10 protein-coding genes and 1 tRNA gene are annotated in these 16,759 nt (G+C 33.7%); 8 read left to right on the forward strand and 3 right to left on the reverse strand.

The window, feature by feature from the left end:
- Window positions 1-45 precede the first annotated feature (45 nt).
- The 6 genes from murC (at window position 46) to ACHRVX_RS12050 (ending at window position 6,470) form a co-directional block, all read left to right on the forward strand.
- Window positions 46-1,395 carry a UDP-N-acetylmuramate--L-alanine ligase gene (gene murC, locus ACHRVX_RS12025; RefSeq protein ID WP_395332478.1) on the forward strand — a complete coding sequence of 450 codons (1,350 nt, stop codon included), beginning with the start codon at window positions 46-48 and terminating at the stop codon, window positions 1,393-1,395.
- Complete coding sequence (locus ACHRVX_RS12030; protein WP_395332480.1) at window positions 1,382-2,104, forward strand: cell division protein FtsQ/DivIB; 723 nt, start codon at window positions 1,382-1,384, stop codon at window positions 2,102-2,104. The genes murC and ACHRVX_RS12030 overlap by 14 nt, the downstream gene beginning before the upstream one ends.
- Before the next feature lie 6 nt (window positions 2,105-2,110).
- Window positions 2,111-3,532 (forward strand): cell division protein FtsA, encoded by a 1,422-nt coding sequence (gene ftsA, locus ACHRVX_RS12035; RefSeq protein WP_395332482.1) that lies wholly within the window; start codon window positions 2,111-2,113, stop codon window positions 3,530-3,532.
- A gap of 88 nt (window positions 3,533-3,620) precedes the next feature.
- Window positions 3,621-5,660, forward strand: a complete 2,040-nt coding sequence (gene ftsZ / locus ACHRVX_RS12040) for a cell division protein FtsZ (RefSeq protein WP_395332484.1) — start codon at window positions 3,621-3,623, stop codon at window positions 5,658-5,660.
- A 216-nt stretch (window positions 5,661-5,876) separates the two neighbouring features.
- Complete coding sequence (locus ACHRVX_RS12045; protein ID WP_213305106.1) at window positions 5,877-6,326, forward strand: GatB/YqeY domain-containing protein; 450 nt, start codon at window positions 5,877-5,879, stop codon at window positions 6,324-6,326.
- A gap of 70 nt (window positions 6,327-6,396) precedes the next feature.
- Window positions 6,397-6,470: transfer RNA gene (locus tag ACHRVX_RS12050), tRNA-Arg, on the forward strand.
- A 57-nt stretch (window positions 6,471-6,527) separates the two neighbouring features.
- On the opposite strand, the gene ACHRVX_RS12055 is transcribed toward ACHRVX_RS12050, so the two are convergent.
- Window positions 6,528-7,547 (reverse strand): OmpA family protein, encoded by a 1,020-nt coding sequence (locus ACHRVX_RS12055; protein ID WP_395332486.1) that lies wholly within the window; start codon window positions 7,545-7,547, stop codon window positions 6,528-6,530.
- A 969-nt stretch (window positions 7,548-8,516) separates the two neighbouring features.
- On the opposite strand from ACHRVX_RS12055, the gene ACHRVX_RS12060 reads away from it, so the two are divergent.
- Both ACHRVX_RS12060 and ACHRVX_RS12065 read left to right on the forward strand, forming a co-directional pair.
- On the forward strand, window positions 8,517-13,787 hold the full coding sequence (locus tag ACHRVX_RS12060; RefSeq protein WP_395332488.1) for an MBG domain-containing protein: 5,271 nt from the start codon (window positions 8,517-8,519) through the stop codon (window positions 13,785-13,787).
- 67 nt (window positions 13,788-13,854) lie between these two features.
- Window positions 13,855-14,757, forward strand: coding sequence for a PorP/SprF family type IX secretion system membrane protein (locus tag ACHRVX_RS12065; protein WP_395332490.1), 903 nt, complete (start codon window positions 13,855-13,857; stop codon window positions 14,755-14,757).
- 276 nt (window positions 14,758-15,033) lie between these two features.
- On the opposite strand, the gene ACHRVX_RS12070 is transcribed toward ACHRVX_RS12065, so the two are convergent.
- Window positions 15,034-15,747, reverse strand: coding sequence for an AAA family ATPase (locus ACHRVX_RS12070; RefSeq protein WP_395332492.1), 714 nt, complete (start codon window positions 15,745-15,747; stop codon window positions 15,034-15,036).
- A gap of 181 nt (window positions 15,748-15,928) precedes the next feature.
- The gene (locus ACHRVX_RS12075) at window positions 15,929-16,675 is read right to left on the reverse strand and encodes a hypothetical protein (protein WP_395332494.1); all 747 of its coding nucleotides are present in this window, start codon (window positions 16,673-16,675) and stop codon (window positions 15,929-15,931) included.
- Window positions 16,676-16,759: the final 84 nt, after the last annotated feature.

Genomic DNA, 16,759 nt, shown 5'->3' on the forward strand with positions numbered 1-16,759 from the left:
TATAAAAAAGAACTGTTTGTAAATAGCTCAAAATCAAAAATTAAAATGAATTTAAATCAAATACAAAACGTTTATTTTATTGGTATTGGAGGCATCGGGATGAGTGCTCTGGCCCGCTATTTTAAAAATATCGGGAAACAGGTTTCGGGTTACGATAAAACGCCGTCAATGCTGACAAATGAGTTAGTCGAAAGCGGTATTGATATTCATTTTGAAGATAATATTAGTTTGATTCCTTCTGATTATTATGCTGAAAATACATTAGTCATTATAACTCCTGCGGTACCCAAAACACATTCAGAGTGGAACTACTTTTTAGAAAGAGACTATCAGCTTAAAAAACGTGCAGAAGTTTTAGGAATTATAACCAAGGACACTTTCTGTTTTGCTGTTGCGGGAACGCACGGTAAAACTACCACTTCAAGTATTTTAGGACATATTCTATTTGAAAGCGGAGCTGATGTTACGGCTTTTGTGGGCGGAATTGTAGAAAATTATAACTCTAACTTAATTGGAAGCGGAAAAACCGTGACAGTTGTAGAAGCAGATGAATTTGATCGTTCGTTTTTGCATTTACACCCCAATATTGCTTGTATCACATCGATGGATGCGGATCATTTGGATATTTACGGAACAAGTGAAGCAATTGAAGCGTCGTTTGTAGAATTTGCTAATAAAGTAGAAGATAAAAATAAGCTGTTTATAACAAAAGAATTGCCACTTGAAGGAGTGCAATGTGCTATAAATGAAGATGCTGTATATAAAGCTTTCAATGTTAGGATAGAAAACGGAAGTTATGTCTTTGATGTGCAGACGCCATCAGAAATCATGAAAGATTTGCGTTTTGGATTGCCAGGAAAGCATAATTTAATGAATGGATTAATGGCTATTGCAATGGCTAAAACTTTTGGAACTCCAACGGATGCAATTGCAAAAGCTTTGGCTTCTTTTAAGGGTATCAGAAGACGTTTTTCTTATCAGATTAAAACTGAAGAATTAGTTTATATAGATGATTATGCGCATCATCCAACAGAAATAAATGCTGTTCATCAAGCGGTTACGGAATTATATCCGGCACGTAAAGTATTAGCCATTTTTCAGCCGCATTTGTTTAGCAGAACAAGAGATTTTGCTGATGGATTTGCCGAAAGTTTATCCGCTTTTGATGAAGTGTTTTTAATGGATATTTATCCGGCACGCGAATTACCGATGGAAGGGATTACATCTGATTGGCTGTTAGGAAAAATGACAAATGCGAACAAAAAAATTGTTGCAAAAAGTGATTTATTAGCGGAAATCAAAGCCAGTGATGCGCCAATAATTGTAACAATAGGAGCTGGTGATATTGGTGAAATGGTTCCGTCAATTAAAAAAATGCTAAATGAAAATATTTAATTGGACAAATGTTAGATTAATTCTCATTTTAGGGCTTGTACTTTTTCTATATTCTTTTGCTCAACATCGAAACGGAGATAGAAAATTAAAAAAATCAATGGTTGTTTTTGTAGGAGAAAATACGCTTTTTGTAAAGCCTGAGACGGTTAATAAATTGTTAATAGAAAATAAAAGAGATGCTTCCAGTATCCGAAAAGATGAACTAGATTTGAATAAGATTGAGAAAACCCTTGATACGCAAGAGATGATTGAGAAATCAAATGTTTTTGTAAGTATTGATGGCGTTCTAAAAGCAGTAGTAAAACAGAAGACACCAATAGCGCGAGTTTATGATGGTACCGCTTCTTTTTATATTGACTATGAGGGTAATAAAATGCCTTTGTCAGACAATTATACTGCTCGGGTTCCTCTTGTTTCCGGGGCAATAAATAAAAAAAATAACGAAGATTTAGCTACTCTATTTCGCACAATTTATGACGATGCGTTTTTGAAAAAAAACATCATTGCAATTCAAATTATGCCTAATGGTAGCTTAAAAATGTTTAATAGAAATTATAATTACTTCATCGATTTTGGCAGAACGATGAATGTTGATAAGAAATTTAATAACTATAAAGCCTTTTTTCAAAAAGCGGTTTTAGATAGTTCGTTATATAAATATAGTAAGATTGACCTTAGGTTTACGGAACAAGTAGTTTGCACAAAATAATAGAAAATGGAAAAAGATAACATTGCAGTAGGTCTAGATATTGGAACGACAAAAATAGTTGCCATGATTGGCAGAAAGAACGAGTATGGTAAATTAGAAATTTTGGGTATTGGTAAATCCAAAAGTTTGGGCGTTGCCAGAGGGGTTGTAAGTAATATTACACAAACTATTCAATCTATTCAGCAAGCAATACTTGAAGCGGAAAACAATTCAGGTTATAAAATAAAAGATGTTGTCGTGGGAATCGCAGGACAACACATAAGAAGTATTCAGCATACAGATTACATCAGCCGTAGTAATCCGGAAGAAGTAATTGGTGAAAATGATATTCAGCTATTGATTGACCAGGTAAATAAACTGGCAATGTTACCGGGAGAAGAAATTATTCACGTTTTGCCGCAGGAGTTTAAAATCGACGGACAATCTGAAATTAAAGAACCTATCGGGATGTACGGCGGAAGATTAGAATCTAGTTTTCACGTAGTAGTGGGGCAGGCATCATCTATCAGAAATGTTGGAAGATGTATTCAGAGTTCAGGAATCGAATTGTCAGGATTGACATTAGAACCTTTAGCGTCTGCAGATGCGGTTTTAAGTCAGGAAGAAAAAGAAGCCGGTGTAGCTTTAATTGATATTGGTGGAGGAACAACAGATTTAGCTATTTTTAAAAATGGTATTATTCGTCATACCGCAGTAATTCCTTTTGGAGGAAATGTGATCACAGAAGATATTAAAGAAGGTTGTTCGATTATTGAAAAACAGGCAGAGCTTTTAAAAACAAAATTCGGATCAGCCTGGCCGGGAGAAAATAAAGACAACGAAATTGTTTCTATTCCGGGTTTAAGAGGAAGAGAGCCAAAAGAAATTTCGCTTAAAAACTTATCTAAAATTATTCATGCTCGTGTAGTTGAAATTATAGAACAGGTTTTTGCAGAAATTAAGGCTTACGGACACGAAGATCCGCGTAAAAAATTAATTGCAGGAATTGTCCTTACAGGTGGAGGAGCTGAGCTAAAACACATCAAGCAATTAGTAGAGTATATCACTGGTATGGATACCAGAATAGGATATCCAAATGAGCATTTAGCAGGTAATTCAAGCGAAGAAATTTCTAGTCCATTATATGCAACAGCTGTTGGTTTAGTAATGAACAGTATCGAAAACAGTACTCAAAGTGCCGTTAGAATGGAGCTGGTAAATGAGCAGCCAAAAGTGGTATACAGAAATGTACCACCTCAAATACAACAACCGGTACAACCACGATACGAAGTTGAAGAAAACTACGTTGAAAGAGTAGAAACTATTGAAGATTCCAGAGATGGCAGAAATAATGGGAATAAAGCAGAATCTACGGAGACCAAAATCAGAAGATCATTTTTTGATAGATATGTCGATAAAATCAAAGATTTTTTAGACAACGCAGAATAGAGTTAGAGTAAATAAGAAAAGGAATTACTTTTTGCCCCAAGTCAAGAAGTAAAAAATGTATTAAATAAGAATTTCAAAAACCAAAAAGATGATGAGCAACTCAGAATTTGGAAGTATTTCATTTGATTTACCAAAAAATCAATCAAATGTAATTAAAGTAATAGGTGTAGGTGGAGGTGGTAGTAATGCTATCAACCATATGTTTAAACAAGGTATTAAAGGCGTTGATTTCATCGTTTGTAATACTGATTCACAGGCACTACAGAACAGTTCTGTACCTAACAAAATTCAGTTAGGTATGAATTTAACAGAAGGTCTTGGAGCAGGAGCAAATCCTGATGTAGGACAGCAATCAGCTATTGAAAGTATCGCCGATATCGAAAAAATGTTAGACCGTGGTACTAAGATGGTATTTATTACTGCTGGTATGGGTGGAGGAACAGGAACAGGAGCAGCTCCGGTAATTGCACAATTAGCAAAAGAAAGAGAAATCCTGACTGTTGGTATCGTGACAATTCCTTTTCAGTTTGAAGGGAAAGTACGTCAGGAGCAAGCACTTTTAGGAATCGAAAAATTGCGTAAGCAAGTCGATTCGTTAATTGTAATTAATAATAATAAATTAAGAGAAGTATACGGAAATCTTGGTTTCAAAGCAGGATTCTCTAAAGCGGATGAAGTTTTGGCAACAGCCTCAAGAGGTATCGCAGAAGTAATTACGCATCACTATACTCAAAATATCGATTTACGAGATGCTAAAACTGTTCTTTCGAATAGTGGAACAGCTATCATGGGATCTTCTGTTGCGGCGGGTGAAAACAGAGCAAAAGATGCTATCGTTTCAGCATTGGATTCTCCGTTGTTAAACGACAACAAAATTACAGGAGCCAAAAACGTATTGTTGCTTATCGTTTCTGGATCAAACGAAATCACATTGGATGAGATTGGAGAAATCAATGATCACATTCAGGTAGAAGCAGGTCATAATGCTAATATTATCATGGGAGTTGGTGAAGACGAAACTCTTGGTGATGCTATTGCCGTGACTATTATTGCAACAGGTTTTGATGTTGAACAACAAAATGAAATTGTAAATACAGAGCCTAAAAAAATCATTCATACGTTAGAAGATGAGCAAAGAAGTGTTCATAATTTATCGAATAAAACAGTTACTTCCTTTGATTTAAATGCTGAAACACCTACTTCAAAATCAGAAGAGAAAATTGTTTTTGATTTAATGGAAGATGAAGAGGAGATAACTCCGTTTGCACCTACACAAGTTACTCCAGTTGAAGTTGCTCCAATTGAAGTTACTCCGGTTGTTGCGGTTGCTCCAGCAGTAAATCCTTCAATGAATAAGGAAGAATTAGTAATAATGTCAGAGTTTATTAAAAATCTTGATGTAACATTCGAAATTGTTTCGCCTATTACAGACATTGATTTTACTATTTCATCTCCGGAAGCACCAACTTTTCAGCAGACACAACCAGTTCAGCAAAGAGTTTTTGAAAGAGAAGAGCAAACAACATTTTCATTTGATTTACCTCTTTTCAGATCAGAGCCGGAAGTTAAAAAAGAACCGGTTGCTCAGCAGGAAAACAAAATTTTATTCGAATTAACGAATGAAACCCGTAATATTAAAGTGAATGATCCAGTACAATTTGTGCCGGTTACAGAAGTTTCGGATAAAGGAATCATCAAATATTCGCTAGAGGAATATATGGAGGTTGAAAATGAACTTGTAGCATCAAAGCCTGTGGATAAAGTGGTTGAAGAAGTAATTCCTGCGGAATTAAATATCACCATGAAGCCAAAAGTCGATTTTGCAAGCGAGGCTGCTTTTACCACTACTTCAGAAGCTTCTCCGCTTGAATTAACAATCGAAGAAACTTTACGCTTAAGAGCAGAAGAAAGAAGAAAGAAACTAAAAGAATTTAATTATAAATTCCACAACAATAATGCTACGAGAATTGATGAACTTGAAAAAGAGCCTGCTTACAAAAGATTAGGTATTGATTTATCAAATTCACAATCAAATAATAACAATTCGAGAATATCAGTTGGAACAGATAGTAACAACGATTTGCAATTGCGTTCAAACAATTCATTTTTGCACGACAACGTAGATTAATTTTACAATCATAATAATGAAGATAGCCCGAAAATTGGATTTAATTTTCGGGTTATTTTTTTTATCTTCGCACAGAATTTAAAATTTGACTTCTATACGTAACTTTTAAAGTTAATATTAGTTGTCAGTTCGGGTCCTTGGGCTTTGCTCAGGATAAACTAGTAATTTTAAATAAATGCATCAATCATAAGCATAGCTTATTAAAATAAAACAAAGATGAGTTTACAAACATTAATCATGGACGAGATCAAAACCGCCATGAGAGCAAAAGATACAGTAGCACTAGAAGCTTTAAGAGCAATTAAATCAGAAATGTTATTAGCTGCAACATCAACAGGTTCTAAAGAAGAATTAACGGAAGATGATGAAATAAAATTGCTTCAAAGATTGGTTAAAACACGTAAAGAAAGTGCCAGAATATTTACAGAACAAAATCGTCCTGACTTAGCTGAACCGGAATTAGCACAAATTGCTGTAATCGAGAAATTTTTACCTGCTCAATTAAGTGAAGAAGAAGTAGAAGCGGTAATTGCAAAAATCATTGCTGAAACAGGCGCTTCAGGAATTGCTTCAATGGGTAAAGTAATGGGATTAGCTTCTGCTCAATTAGGCGGAACTGCTGAAGGAAAAACTATTTCTACAATCGTTAAGAAACTTTTAGTTTAAAGAATTCTAGATTTCAGATTTTAGATTTCATTCAATAATCTAAAATCTGAACTCAACAATGCAATCAAAAGACCGCGTAGTTCAACTGGATAGAATATCAGATTTCGGCTCTGAGGGTTGGGGGTTCGAACCCCTCCGCGGTCACAAAAAAAGCCTGTTTCATTATGAAACAGGCTTTTTTTGTGTTTTAATTTTCTTTTATTAAATTTTGACCAATTCGACTCTTCTGTTTTCTGCTTTATTTTCTTCAGTGTCATTAGCTTTCAAAGGTTTTTGTGAACCAAATCCTGTTGCTTTTAATCGTTTTATATCAATTCCTTTTCCTGCTAAAGCATACATTACAGTATTTGCTCTGTCGGTTGAAAGTTTTTGGTTTCTTGCGGCAGTACCGGAATTATCTGTATGTCCTTCTATTGATAACTTAAGGTTTGGATTTGCATTTAATAAAGTCAAAATTTCCTCTACAGTTTTTTGTCCGTCAGGTTGTAAAGTAGCTTTATCAGTATCAAAATTGATATGCAAAATTGCTTTCCCGGTTTTATCAATATCAATTTTCATTTGTTCTGCCGAATATTTTTTAATGGTTTGTTCAAAATCTTTAAGTTCCATTATAAAAACATTGCCTTGCGCTGAGTTGGATTGAATGTTTAGAATGTATTTTTTACCGCTGTTTTTAAAGGCATATACAGCAAATGGCGAATCGCTTTCTCTCAGAATACCTCTTGTTCCATGCTTTCCATTCCACATATTTTTTTCCAATTTGGCTTTTTGATTTTCATCTTCGGGAAAATTGCCTTTATATAATTTTTTTGCACCTATTTTGTCTAAATAGTCGTAAACACTTTTGTCAAAAAGCTTTTGATTAAAATCCTTGCCTTCTGATCCTTCAAAAACCAGAATTCCCAGTTTGCCCTCAGCTGTATAGATAGTATTGCCTAAAAAGTTTTCCATGGTTTCATAGTCAAAAAACTCTGAAACGCCATTTTTCTCATTTGCGATCTTAAGACCTGTTGGTGCAGTAATAAACGGAAAATTACCAATATCTTTTAAATCTGGTATTTCATCCCAGTTTATTCCCGTTGACATTATTTCATTATTCGTGGTCTCTGTTTTTGGTGTTTCTGTTTTTTGTTCAGCGTTTTCAGTGCTCTCCACTTTTTTTTCGTTTTTACAAGAAAAGAAAACAATTCCTAATAGTGCAACAATTACTGTTTTTTTCATTTTTTATAATTTTCAATTATAGGTTTAGATTTTTAAAATATACAACTCACAATACTAAATAATGTACCATAATAATAACTTCAACTCTACTGTTTATTAAATACTTAGAGCATTATTGGTTTGTTATAGCTAATATATAACTATTTTTTTAGAAGATATATTGTTTTTTTAAGACAACAATTAGTAGTGTGTTTTAAATAACTCATCTTATCAAATTTATTCTTTCGCCCGACTTGCTCTTTCATGATTGCTCTAAAAAGTCAAAAATATACTCCTAAATCTTTTTTGTTTTTTTCAATCCATATAGCAGCTTCATGTCTACGAAAGTTTATGCTATAAATTAATTTACTGTAAAAACTAGTCTGACTACAGGTGTTTTTTTTGCTTTATAAGCAAAACTTGTAAGAAATGTCTTTATCTGTCAGGTTAAAAACTTTTGAAGGCAATAATAATTGTTAATAGCTGCAATATTTGAACTTTGAAATTTTGTTAACCCTTATATCTATTGGATTTGTTAACATTTAGTCACAATTATTTTGCAATCAGCGTATTATGATCGTCGCTTCTTTTTTAGTGTAAAATAAATTTATAATTAATTATTGTTTTTAGAATTATCAATTGTGACTTGTAGTCTGCAATGGATTTATTGTGAAGTATCAGCGAATAGTATTTAAAGATTTTTTGTAAAAATAAAAGCGTACTAAATTGTTGAATTTAGTCAGTATTCAAATAATAATTAGTATCCAGTTCCGCAGTGAAATGAAAAGCAAAGTGGAAAAGAAGCACTTAGTTGAATAGATTTTTTTAGGAGTTTAAATTAAGTGGTCGATGCAATTGTTTTAAAAATTGTGTTGGTCTTAAGTTTGGGAAAGGAGTAAATAAATAAATTAAAAACAAATGAGATGAGTTAAAAAAACAAAAAAAGATGATTAGGAAATTAGCAAAAATGAATGAAAATTTAAAACAAAAATGAATAGAATTAAAATAAAAATGAACAAAAACTTACTTATTGTATTGGCCTTTCTTCTATTTAATATAGGGTATGGGCAAAAAACCTGGACAGGTGCTACGAGTACTGCATGGGAAACTGATTCAAACTGGAGTCCTGTTGGAAAACCAACCGCTGGCGAAAATGTATTAATAACAAATGCAACTAATCAGCCGGTAATAAATGCAGCCGGAACTTCTTGTGCTATTCTTGAGTTATCAAATTCGACTCCGGGGAGTGTGGTGGTTCTTACCGTAAAATCAGGATCTTTTTCTCCTGCATCAATAATTATGAATAGTAATGGTGGTGATACCAGCGATTGCAGTTTAAAAATTGGTACGGGGACAGTAAATGTTACTGGAGATGTGATAATGACCGGAACTGCCCTTCAAAATGACGTTACTTTTTCCGGAGCGGGTATTTTAAAAATGGGAGGTATGATGACTGGAGGTACGTTAAATGCCGATGGAATAGGAACTGTAAATTATAGTGGTGCAGGACCACGTATAATTGGTACATATATTTATAATGATTTAACTCTTTCGGGTAGTGGTGTCAAAACAATTGTAACTTCTGAAGTAATTGTAAATGGAACTCTTACTATGTCAGGAACAGCAACAGCTTCTTCGCCACCAACTTATGGCGCTAATGCGGCGTTAAAATACAGTAGTTTATCATCTCAAACAGTTGGTCCAGAATGGGTTTCTCCTTTTGTGGCTGGTGGAGGAGTTGAAGTTTCTACTGCTAATCCTGCAGTAAGCGTTGTTACTATAAATGGAAATGGTACAGAAAAAAGATTTAATGATGGTGTACCGTTAATTATGGATGAAGATGCATTTTTAGTAGTTACTAATACTGAACTTTATTTAGGAGGTGATTTTATTAATAATAGAGGATCTTTAACAACTGATAAATTTGTTTATTTAACAGGTGGTGTTAATCAGAGTATCGCAAGTTTTACATCTACAGAAGGAGTTTCTATGATTAAAAATGCAGGTATAGCCACCTTTGTTGGAAATATAAACACGAAGAAGTTAACAATTAATGGTTTAGGAACACTGAATCTTGGAACAGGTTTGACTCATACATTTACTTCTGACTGGACTAGAACTCAGGGAATATTAAATGCGGGTTCAAGTATTTTAAAAATTTCAGGAAATGTATTAGGTAATGGAGGTAGTTTTGATTCGGGAACTGGTACAGTAGAGTTTAATGGAGGAGCACAAAATTTAGGAACAGGATCGATAACATATAATAATCTTACGTTGTCAGGAACCTTAACTAAAACTTTTGGTGAAAAAACTACCATAAATGAAACTTTTTCTATCGCAAGCGGAGTAGTTGCAGATTTGACTGCTAATTTGGTACATAAGGCAAAAACTATAAAACTGGGAGATACACCTGGAGCTGGTGGATCTTGGGGTAGTAGAAATTCAAACGCAGTTAATAAAAATGATACCTATTTTGTTCTTAATAATGGTATTGTAAATGTTGGACCAACAATAGTAATAGATACTAATGGCTTAGCAGGATTAATTAGTACTTATGGAACACCATCATTAGGATCTAATAATTTTACTATAAAAGGTACTGATATGGTAGGAGGAATTTTAGTTACTCCGCCTGCAGCATTTGAAGTAAGTACAGATGGAGATACTTTTTCTGACACACTTACTTTAGGAGCAGCGGGTGATATTGCAGAAACAAAAGTATATGTTCGCTTAAAAGGTACAATTGCCGTAGGTGATTATTCTGGAAATTTAGTTTTAAGTAGTACAGGAACAGCTAATGTAAATTTACCAATTGCAACGAGTACGGTGAATAAGGCACTACTTACTGTTACTGCAAATAATAATAGTAAAGTTTACGGATCAGATAATCCGGTTTTAACAGCAAGTTATGCTGGTTTTGTAAATAGTGATACAGAATCAGTTTTAACAACAGCACCTACAATTACAACGACAGCAATAAAAGGGAGCTCGGTAGGAACTTATCCAATTACAGTTGCTGGAGCAACTGCATCTAATTATACTTTTACTTATGCTACAAGTGCATTATTAACTATTACTCCTGCAGCTTTATCTATTACAGCAGAGAATAATAGTAAAGTTTACGGATCGGATAATCCTGTATTGACAGCAACTTATATCGGATTTGTAAATGGAGATACTGTTACAAATTTAGCTACAGCACCTTCAATTGCAACTAAAGCAACAAAAGCAAGTTCAGTGGGAACTTACCCAATTACAGCTAGTGGAGCAGTTTCATCAAATTACACCATTACTTATGGAGCAAATGCAGTATTCACTATTACTCCTGCCACTTTATCTATTACAGCAAATAATGATAGTAAAGTTTATGGATCAGATAATCCTGTTTTAACAGCAAGTTATGTTGGATTTGTAAATGGAGATACTGTTGTGAATTTAACCACTCCGGCTACAATTGCAACTACAGCAACAAAAGCAAGCGCAGTAGGGACTTACCCAATCACAGCTAGTGGTGCAGTTTTATTAAATTACACCATTACTTATGGAGCAAATGCAGTATTCACTATTACTCCAGCCGCTTTATATATTACAGCAAATAGTGATAGTAAAGTTTACGGATCAGATAATCCTGTTTTAACAGCAAGTTATGTTGGGTTTGTCAATGGAGATACTGTTGCGAATTTAACTACTCCGGCTACAATTGCAACTACAGCAACAAAAGCTAGTGTAGTAGGAACTTATCCAATAACAGTTAGTGGAGCAGTTTTATCAAATTACACCATTACTTACGGAGCAAATGTAGTATTCACTATTACTCCAGCCGCTTTATCTATTACAGCAAATAGTGATAGTAAAGTTTACGGATCAGATAATCCGGTTTTAACAGCAAGTTATGTTGGGTTTGTCAATGGAGATACTGTTTCGAATTTAACTACTCCGGCTACAATTGCAACTACAGCAACAAAAGCAAGTGCAGTAGGAACTTATCCGATTACAGTTAGTGGAGCAGTTTTATCAAATTACACCATTACTTACGGAGCAAATGCAGTATTCACTATTACTCCAGCCGCTTTATATATTACAGCAAATAGTGATAGTAAAGTTTACGGATCAGATAATCCTGTTTTAACAGCAAGTTATGTTGGATTTGTCAATGGAGATACTGTTGCGAATTTAACTACTCCGGCTACAATTGCAACTACAGCAACAAAAGCTAGTGTAGTAGGAACTTATCCGATTACAGTTAGTGGAGCAGTTTTATCAAATTACACCATTACTTACGGAGCAAATGCAGTATTCACTATTACTCCAGCCGCTTTATCTATTACAGCAAATAGTGATAGTAAAGTTTACGGATCAGATAATCCGGTTTTAACAGCAAGTTATGTTGGGTTTGTCAATGGAGATACTGTTTCTAATTTAACTACTCCGGCTACAATTGTAACTACAGCTACAAAAGCAAGTGCAGTAGGAACTTATCCAATTACTGTTAGTGGAGCAGTTTTATCAAATTACACTATTACTTACGGAACAAATACAGCATTAACTATTACTCCTGCTGCTTTAATTATTACTGCAGAGAATAAGGAAAGACAGTATGGTGTTGAGAATCCTGTTTTAATAGTAAGTTATGATGGGTTTGTAAATGGAGATACCGAAGCAAATTTAACTACTCCGGCAACAATTGCAACTACAGCAACAAAAGCAAGTGCAGTAGGAGAATACGAAATTACAGTTGATGAAGCCACGTCATTAAATTACACGATTACCTTTAAAAAAGGAACTTTAACTGTAATTAAATCCAGTAATGCAGGTTTAACAGATTTAGCTATTAGTAATGGTACTTTAAGCCCGGCATTTGAAGAAGGAATTAAAGATTATACAACTACAGTACCTAATGACATTGAAAATATTACATTGACAGCAATTGCTGCAGATCCTTCAGCAACGATAACAGTTAATGGAATAGAAGTGCCGAGCGGAACTCCTACAGATAAAATTCCATTAGTTGTTGGTGAAAACAAAATCACAACTATAGTTACAGCTCAGGATGGAACTACTAGTACTTATACAGTAATAGTTACAAGAGAGCCATCTAATAATGCAGGATTGATCGATTTAGCTATAAGTAAAGGAACTTTAAGCCCTGTTTTTGAAGAAGGAACTAAAGAGTATACTGCTACAGTACCTAATGAAGTTGCAGATGTTACATTGACGCCTGTTACTTCAGATCCTACAGCAGTAGTGACAATAAAAGGAAAAGTAATACCTAGCGGAACCCCTACAGATAAAATCCCGTTAGAAGTTGGTGAAAATGAGATTGTTACCACAGTTACAGCTCAGGATGGTACCATTAGTACTTATACAGTAATAGTTACAAGAGAGCCTTCTCATAATTCAGCATTGACAGATTTAGCAATCAGTGAAGGTACTTTAAGCCCCGCTTTTACAGAGGGAACTCTTGAATATAAAACTATAGTGCCTAATGACACTACCAGCATAAAAGTTAAGCCAACTAATACAGATGCTTCAGCAACGATAACAGTTAATGGAAAAGAAGTGCCTAGTGGAACTCCTTCTGGAGAAATTCCTTTACAGGTTGGTGAAAATATTATCACGACTGTAGTAACAGCTCAAGACGGAACTATTAGTACGTATACTATAATTGTTACAAGAGAAGATGCTACACCAATTTATGATGCAGGTTTAGCAGATATTAGTTTAAGTGAGGGTGATTTAAGCCCGGCTTTTAATACGGATTATAAAGATTATAAAGTGGATGTGCCAAATGAGACAAACTCAATTGTAATTAATCCTGTGCCTATAGATCCAAAAGCAAAAGTAGAAATGGTAGTTGACGGAGTAGTTATTGATCCTACAGCTCCAATTGATTTAAAAGTAGGAGACAACATAATTACAGTAGTGGTTACTGCTGAAGATGGTACACAAGAAACATATACAGTTATTGTAAACAGAGCAGCTCCAACACCGCAAGCAATTGTGCCTAATAACTTTATTACTCCAAACGGAGATGGTAAAAATGACTATTGGATAATTAATGGTCTGGATAAATATCCAAACAATTCAGTTAAAGTTTTTGACAGAGCAGCAAGATTAGTTTACTCTGCAAATAATTATAACAATGATTGGGACGGTACTTTTAAAGGATCTCCGGTTAACGAGGATACTTATTATTATTTAATTGATCTGGGAAATGGTTCACCTAAACTAAAAGGATTTATTTCAATTCTTAGAAACTAACATACTAGAGCAAAGAAAAAAATATTAAAAAAAAGGTTAGAAATAACCATACACAGATATAAATAAAATGAAAATAAAATCAATAAAAACGATCTATTTACAGGTGATTATGTTCCTGATTCTTTTGGGAACAAACTCTGCAAATGCGCAGTTAACAGAATACGAGTCCATGTATTTTCAAAACCAGTATCTTAACAACCCTGCTATGGCAGGGTTAGAGGAAGGAGTAAAACTGAACTTAGGTTACCAGAGACAATGGGATGAAGTTCCGGGGAATCCAATATTAATGAATGCCACCTTCGAATACAATTCTGGAAACAGAACAGGGCTGGGACTAAACGTTAATAGTGACAGAGCCGGTTTAATTAACAGAACAAGAATAATGGGAACCTTTGCTTATCACTTACCGATAGGGGTTGAAGACAAAATTCATTTCGGATTATCTGCAGGTGCAAAATTTGCCTCAATTGATTACGGTAAAGCGACAGGGGAAAAAGATGATGTTGTGCTACAGAATTTTAATGAAGCAGCAAAATTAGATGCTGATTTGGGTATCGCTTACACAAGTAGGTTATGGACAGTTCAGGCATCAGTACCAAAACTTCATAATCTTTTCTATGAAAACGATAATGGTGTGAAAAATTACGCAGATCGATCTACTTTTTATTCAGCCGTGAGTTATAAGATATTATTATCGAACTACGATGAAAATTTAAATATTGAGCCATTGTTAGCGTATAGAGGTATTAAAGGTCACAAAGATATTTTAGATATGGGAGCAAGATTTAATTTTCCGGATTATAAGATGAATGTATCTGCATTTTACCATACTAATAGTATTGTTTCAACAGCATTTGGAATTTCGCTTAACGATTTAGGTGTATTCCTTGCTTACTCTAAATATTTTGGAAGGTTGGGTGCCTATGCAAACAATACTTTTGAAATAGGATTGAATTACAAAATGAAATAAACACAATTAAATTAAATTTGCTTATTAAAGGCTAAGAAATATGTTATGTATTTCTTAGCCTTTTTCATTTGGCCTTTTTTCAAAGATTCATATTTGAATATAGCAATAACATGTTTCTAATTTTAATATAATCATTATGATTTTTTGTTAGGTGTCCGATTTTAATATGCTTAAAAAATTTAATACAAAAGAATAGGTAAATATTAGCTTTGCTTTTCGGTAATCTATTAAAAATTAAAAACTTCGGAGTCTTTTCTCAGTAAATACAATATATATTTATAATAACTTTTCAAGTTCTAATTCAGCAATTATTTGTTTCTTCATTGTGGTATTAATATAATCTTTAGCCTCGGCATAAGATATATTGTATTTACGTGAAATTGATTGTAAATGAACAGGAAAAGCAGAGAGCAATTTATCATAATAAAGATTTAATTCACTTTCATTCGGCATTTCAAATTGTAAACGCAATTGAAATCTTCTCAACAAAGCAGTGTCAATAGAATGATAATGATTTGTTGCACAAATAAGCAAACTATCAGTGGGGAAATAATCAATTAATTGAATAATCGTATTGACAAGACGTCTCATTTCACCCACATCTTTATCATCACTATCCCGGCTTTTACCAATTTGGTCAAATTCATCTAAAAATAATACAGCCTTTTCCCTGATAGCTTTATCAAATATGGCTTTTACATTTTTAGAAGTTTCACCAATTCGCGCATTAATTAATGTACTCAGATTTATAATTACAATATTTTTATTCAATGCAGTAGCAATAGCTTTTGCCGTAGTCGTTTTACCACAGCCGGAATGCCCGTGAAGTAATATTTTATTATCTACTTTAAGATTGTATTTTTTTAATTCTTCCAGATACTGATGTTCCTTAATAGTCTGCGTTAAAGCAATTTTATTTTCATCACTAAAAAGCAAATCGGCTAATACTATTTTTTCGGTATCAGTTACAGTAAGTTCGTATAGATTCATCAGATTTTTATTTGATGCAAAATTATAGTTTATTCGGTGATATTCACCTTCAAGTTTTTTTCAAAAGTTAAAATAAGTAAATCAAATGTTAAGGTTCAGATTGAATCAACATTTGGTTTCTTTAAATTAAAAATGGATTTATCAGAATAGCGGTTTAATTATTTTCTGATGAAAAAAAAAGTTATTCCTCAAAGACTTTTTCAGTATCTACAGGGTTATTTTCCTGATAGAGTTTTTGTCCAATAACGCCTTTATCTCCCAATGCACGACCTTTTATTAACCATGCGATTCCGAAAGCAAAAAGCGAAAGAGCCTCAAGAACCAAAGTAGAATAATTAAACAAATCAAAAGTTTCAGCTATTGGAACCATAATGATAAAAACGATAATCGAATAGCCACAAAAGCGATAAATGTTATTTTCGTTCAGAATACTTTTAGGAGTTCTGGTTTCGTTTTCCTGTCCAATTGTAAAAACATTAATTGCCAATAAAGCAAAAATCAAGAATAAGAGAGCGGCAAAACCATAATGAAGCCACCCTAACCATTTTGCGGAATAGGGAATAAGAGTGTAAATTTTAGCTTTAAAATCATCAGGATTGGTTGGAAACAATGCAACGCCCAAAGCCATTATTCCGGCAATATTAGTAAGTAAATTATCATTTTTCCAGATTGAATGATTGCCGTGTCCCTTGTAACAAATAAGAAACAACCCAACGGCAGATAAAGTTCCGGTAAAGATTTCTCTTAAATTAGTATAATAATAATCACTTATAGAAGGCTGAACAGCGGTTTTGAATAATGAAATCCAAGACAGTCCAACCAGAAGTATAGGGAGACTTATTCCTAAATATCCAATAGCACGTCTGATTCGTCTGTAAGTGAAAATATCATAACTTTCAATTTTAATTTCGTGATCATCAATTTTCATGTTCTTGGTGTATTTGATTGTAAGTTATCAAGTTATGGTTTTTATAAAGAAAAGAAATTTGTGAATATTAGTGTAATACGTCAC

The sequence above is a fragment of the Flavobacterium sp. FlaQc-47 genome (assembly GCF_044006475.1).
Taxonomy (GTDB): Bacteria; Bacteroidota; Bacteroidia; order Flavobacteriales; family Flavobacteriaceae; genus Flavobacterium.

What these genes read in the sequence shown, in the direction of transcription:
- ACHRVX_RS12045 (WP_213305106.1), top strand. Translation starts at nt 5,877, where the DNA reads ATGAGTTTACAAACATTAATCATGGACGAGATCAAAACCGCCATGAGA.
- ACHRVX_RS12055 (WP_395332486.1), bottom strand. Translation starts at nt 7,547, where the DNA reads ATGAAAAAAACAGTAATTGTTGCACTATTAGGAATTGTTTTCTTTTCT.
- ACHRVX_RS12075 (WP_395332494.1), bottom strand. Translation starts at nt 16,675, where the DNA reads ATGAAAATTGATGATCACGAAATTAAAATTGAAAGTTATGATATTTTC.
- murC (WP_395332478.1), top strand. Translation starts at nt 46, where the DNA reads ATGAATTTAAATCAAATACAAAACGTTTATTTTATTGGTATTGGAGGC.
- ACHRVX_RS12060 (WP_395332488.1), top strand. Translation starts at nt 8,517, where the DNA reads ATGAATAGAATTAAAATAAAAATGAACAAAAACTTACTTATTGTATTG.
- ftsA (WP_395332482.1), top strand. Translation starts at nt 2,111, where the DNA reads ATGGAAAAAGATAACATTGCAGTAGGTCTAGATATTGGAACGACAAAA.
- ACHRVX_RS12070 (WP_395332492.1), bottom strand. Translation starts at nt 15,747, where the DNA reads ATGAATCTATACGAACTTACTGTAACTGATACCGAAAAAATAGTATTA.
- ftsZ (WP_395332484.1), top strand. Translation starts at nt 3,621, where the DNA reads ATGATGAGCAACTCAGAATTTGGAAGTATTTCATTTGATTTACCAAAA.
- ACHRVX_RS12065 (WP_395332490.1), top strand. Translation starts at nt 13,855, where the DNA reads ATGAAAATAAAATCAATAAAAACGATCTATTTACAGGTGATTATGTTC.
- ACHRVX_RS12030 (WP_395332480.1), top strand. Translation starts at nt 1,382, where the DNA reads ATGAAAATATTTAATTGGACAAATGTTAGATTAATTCTCATTTTAGGG.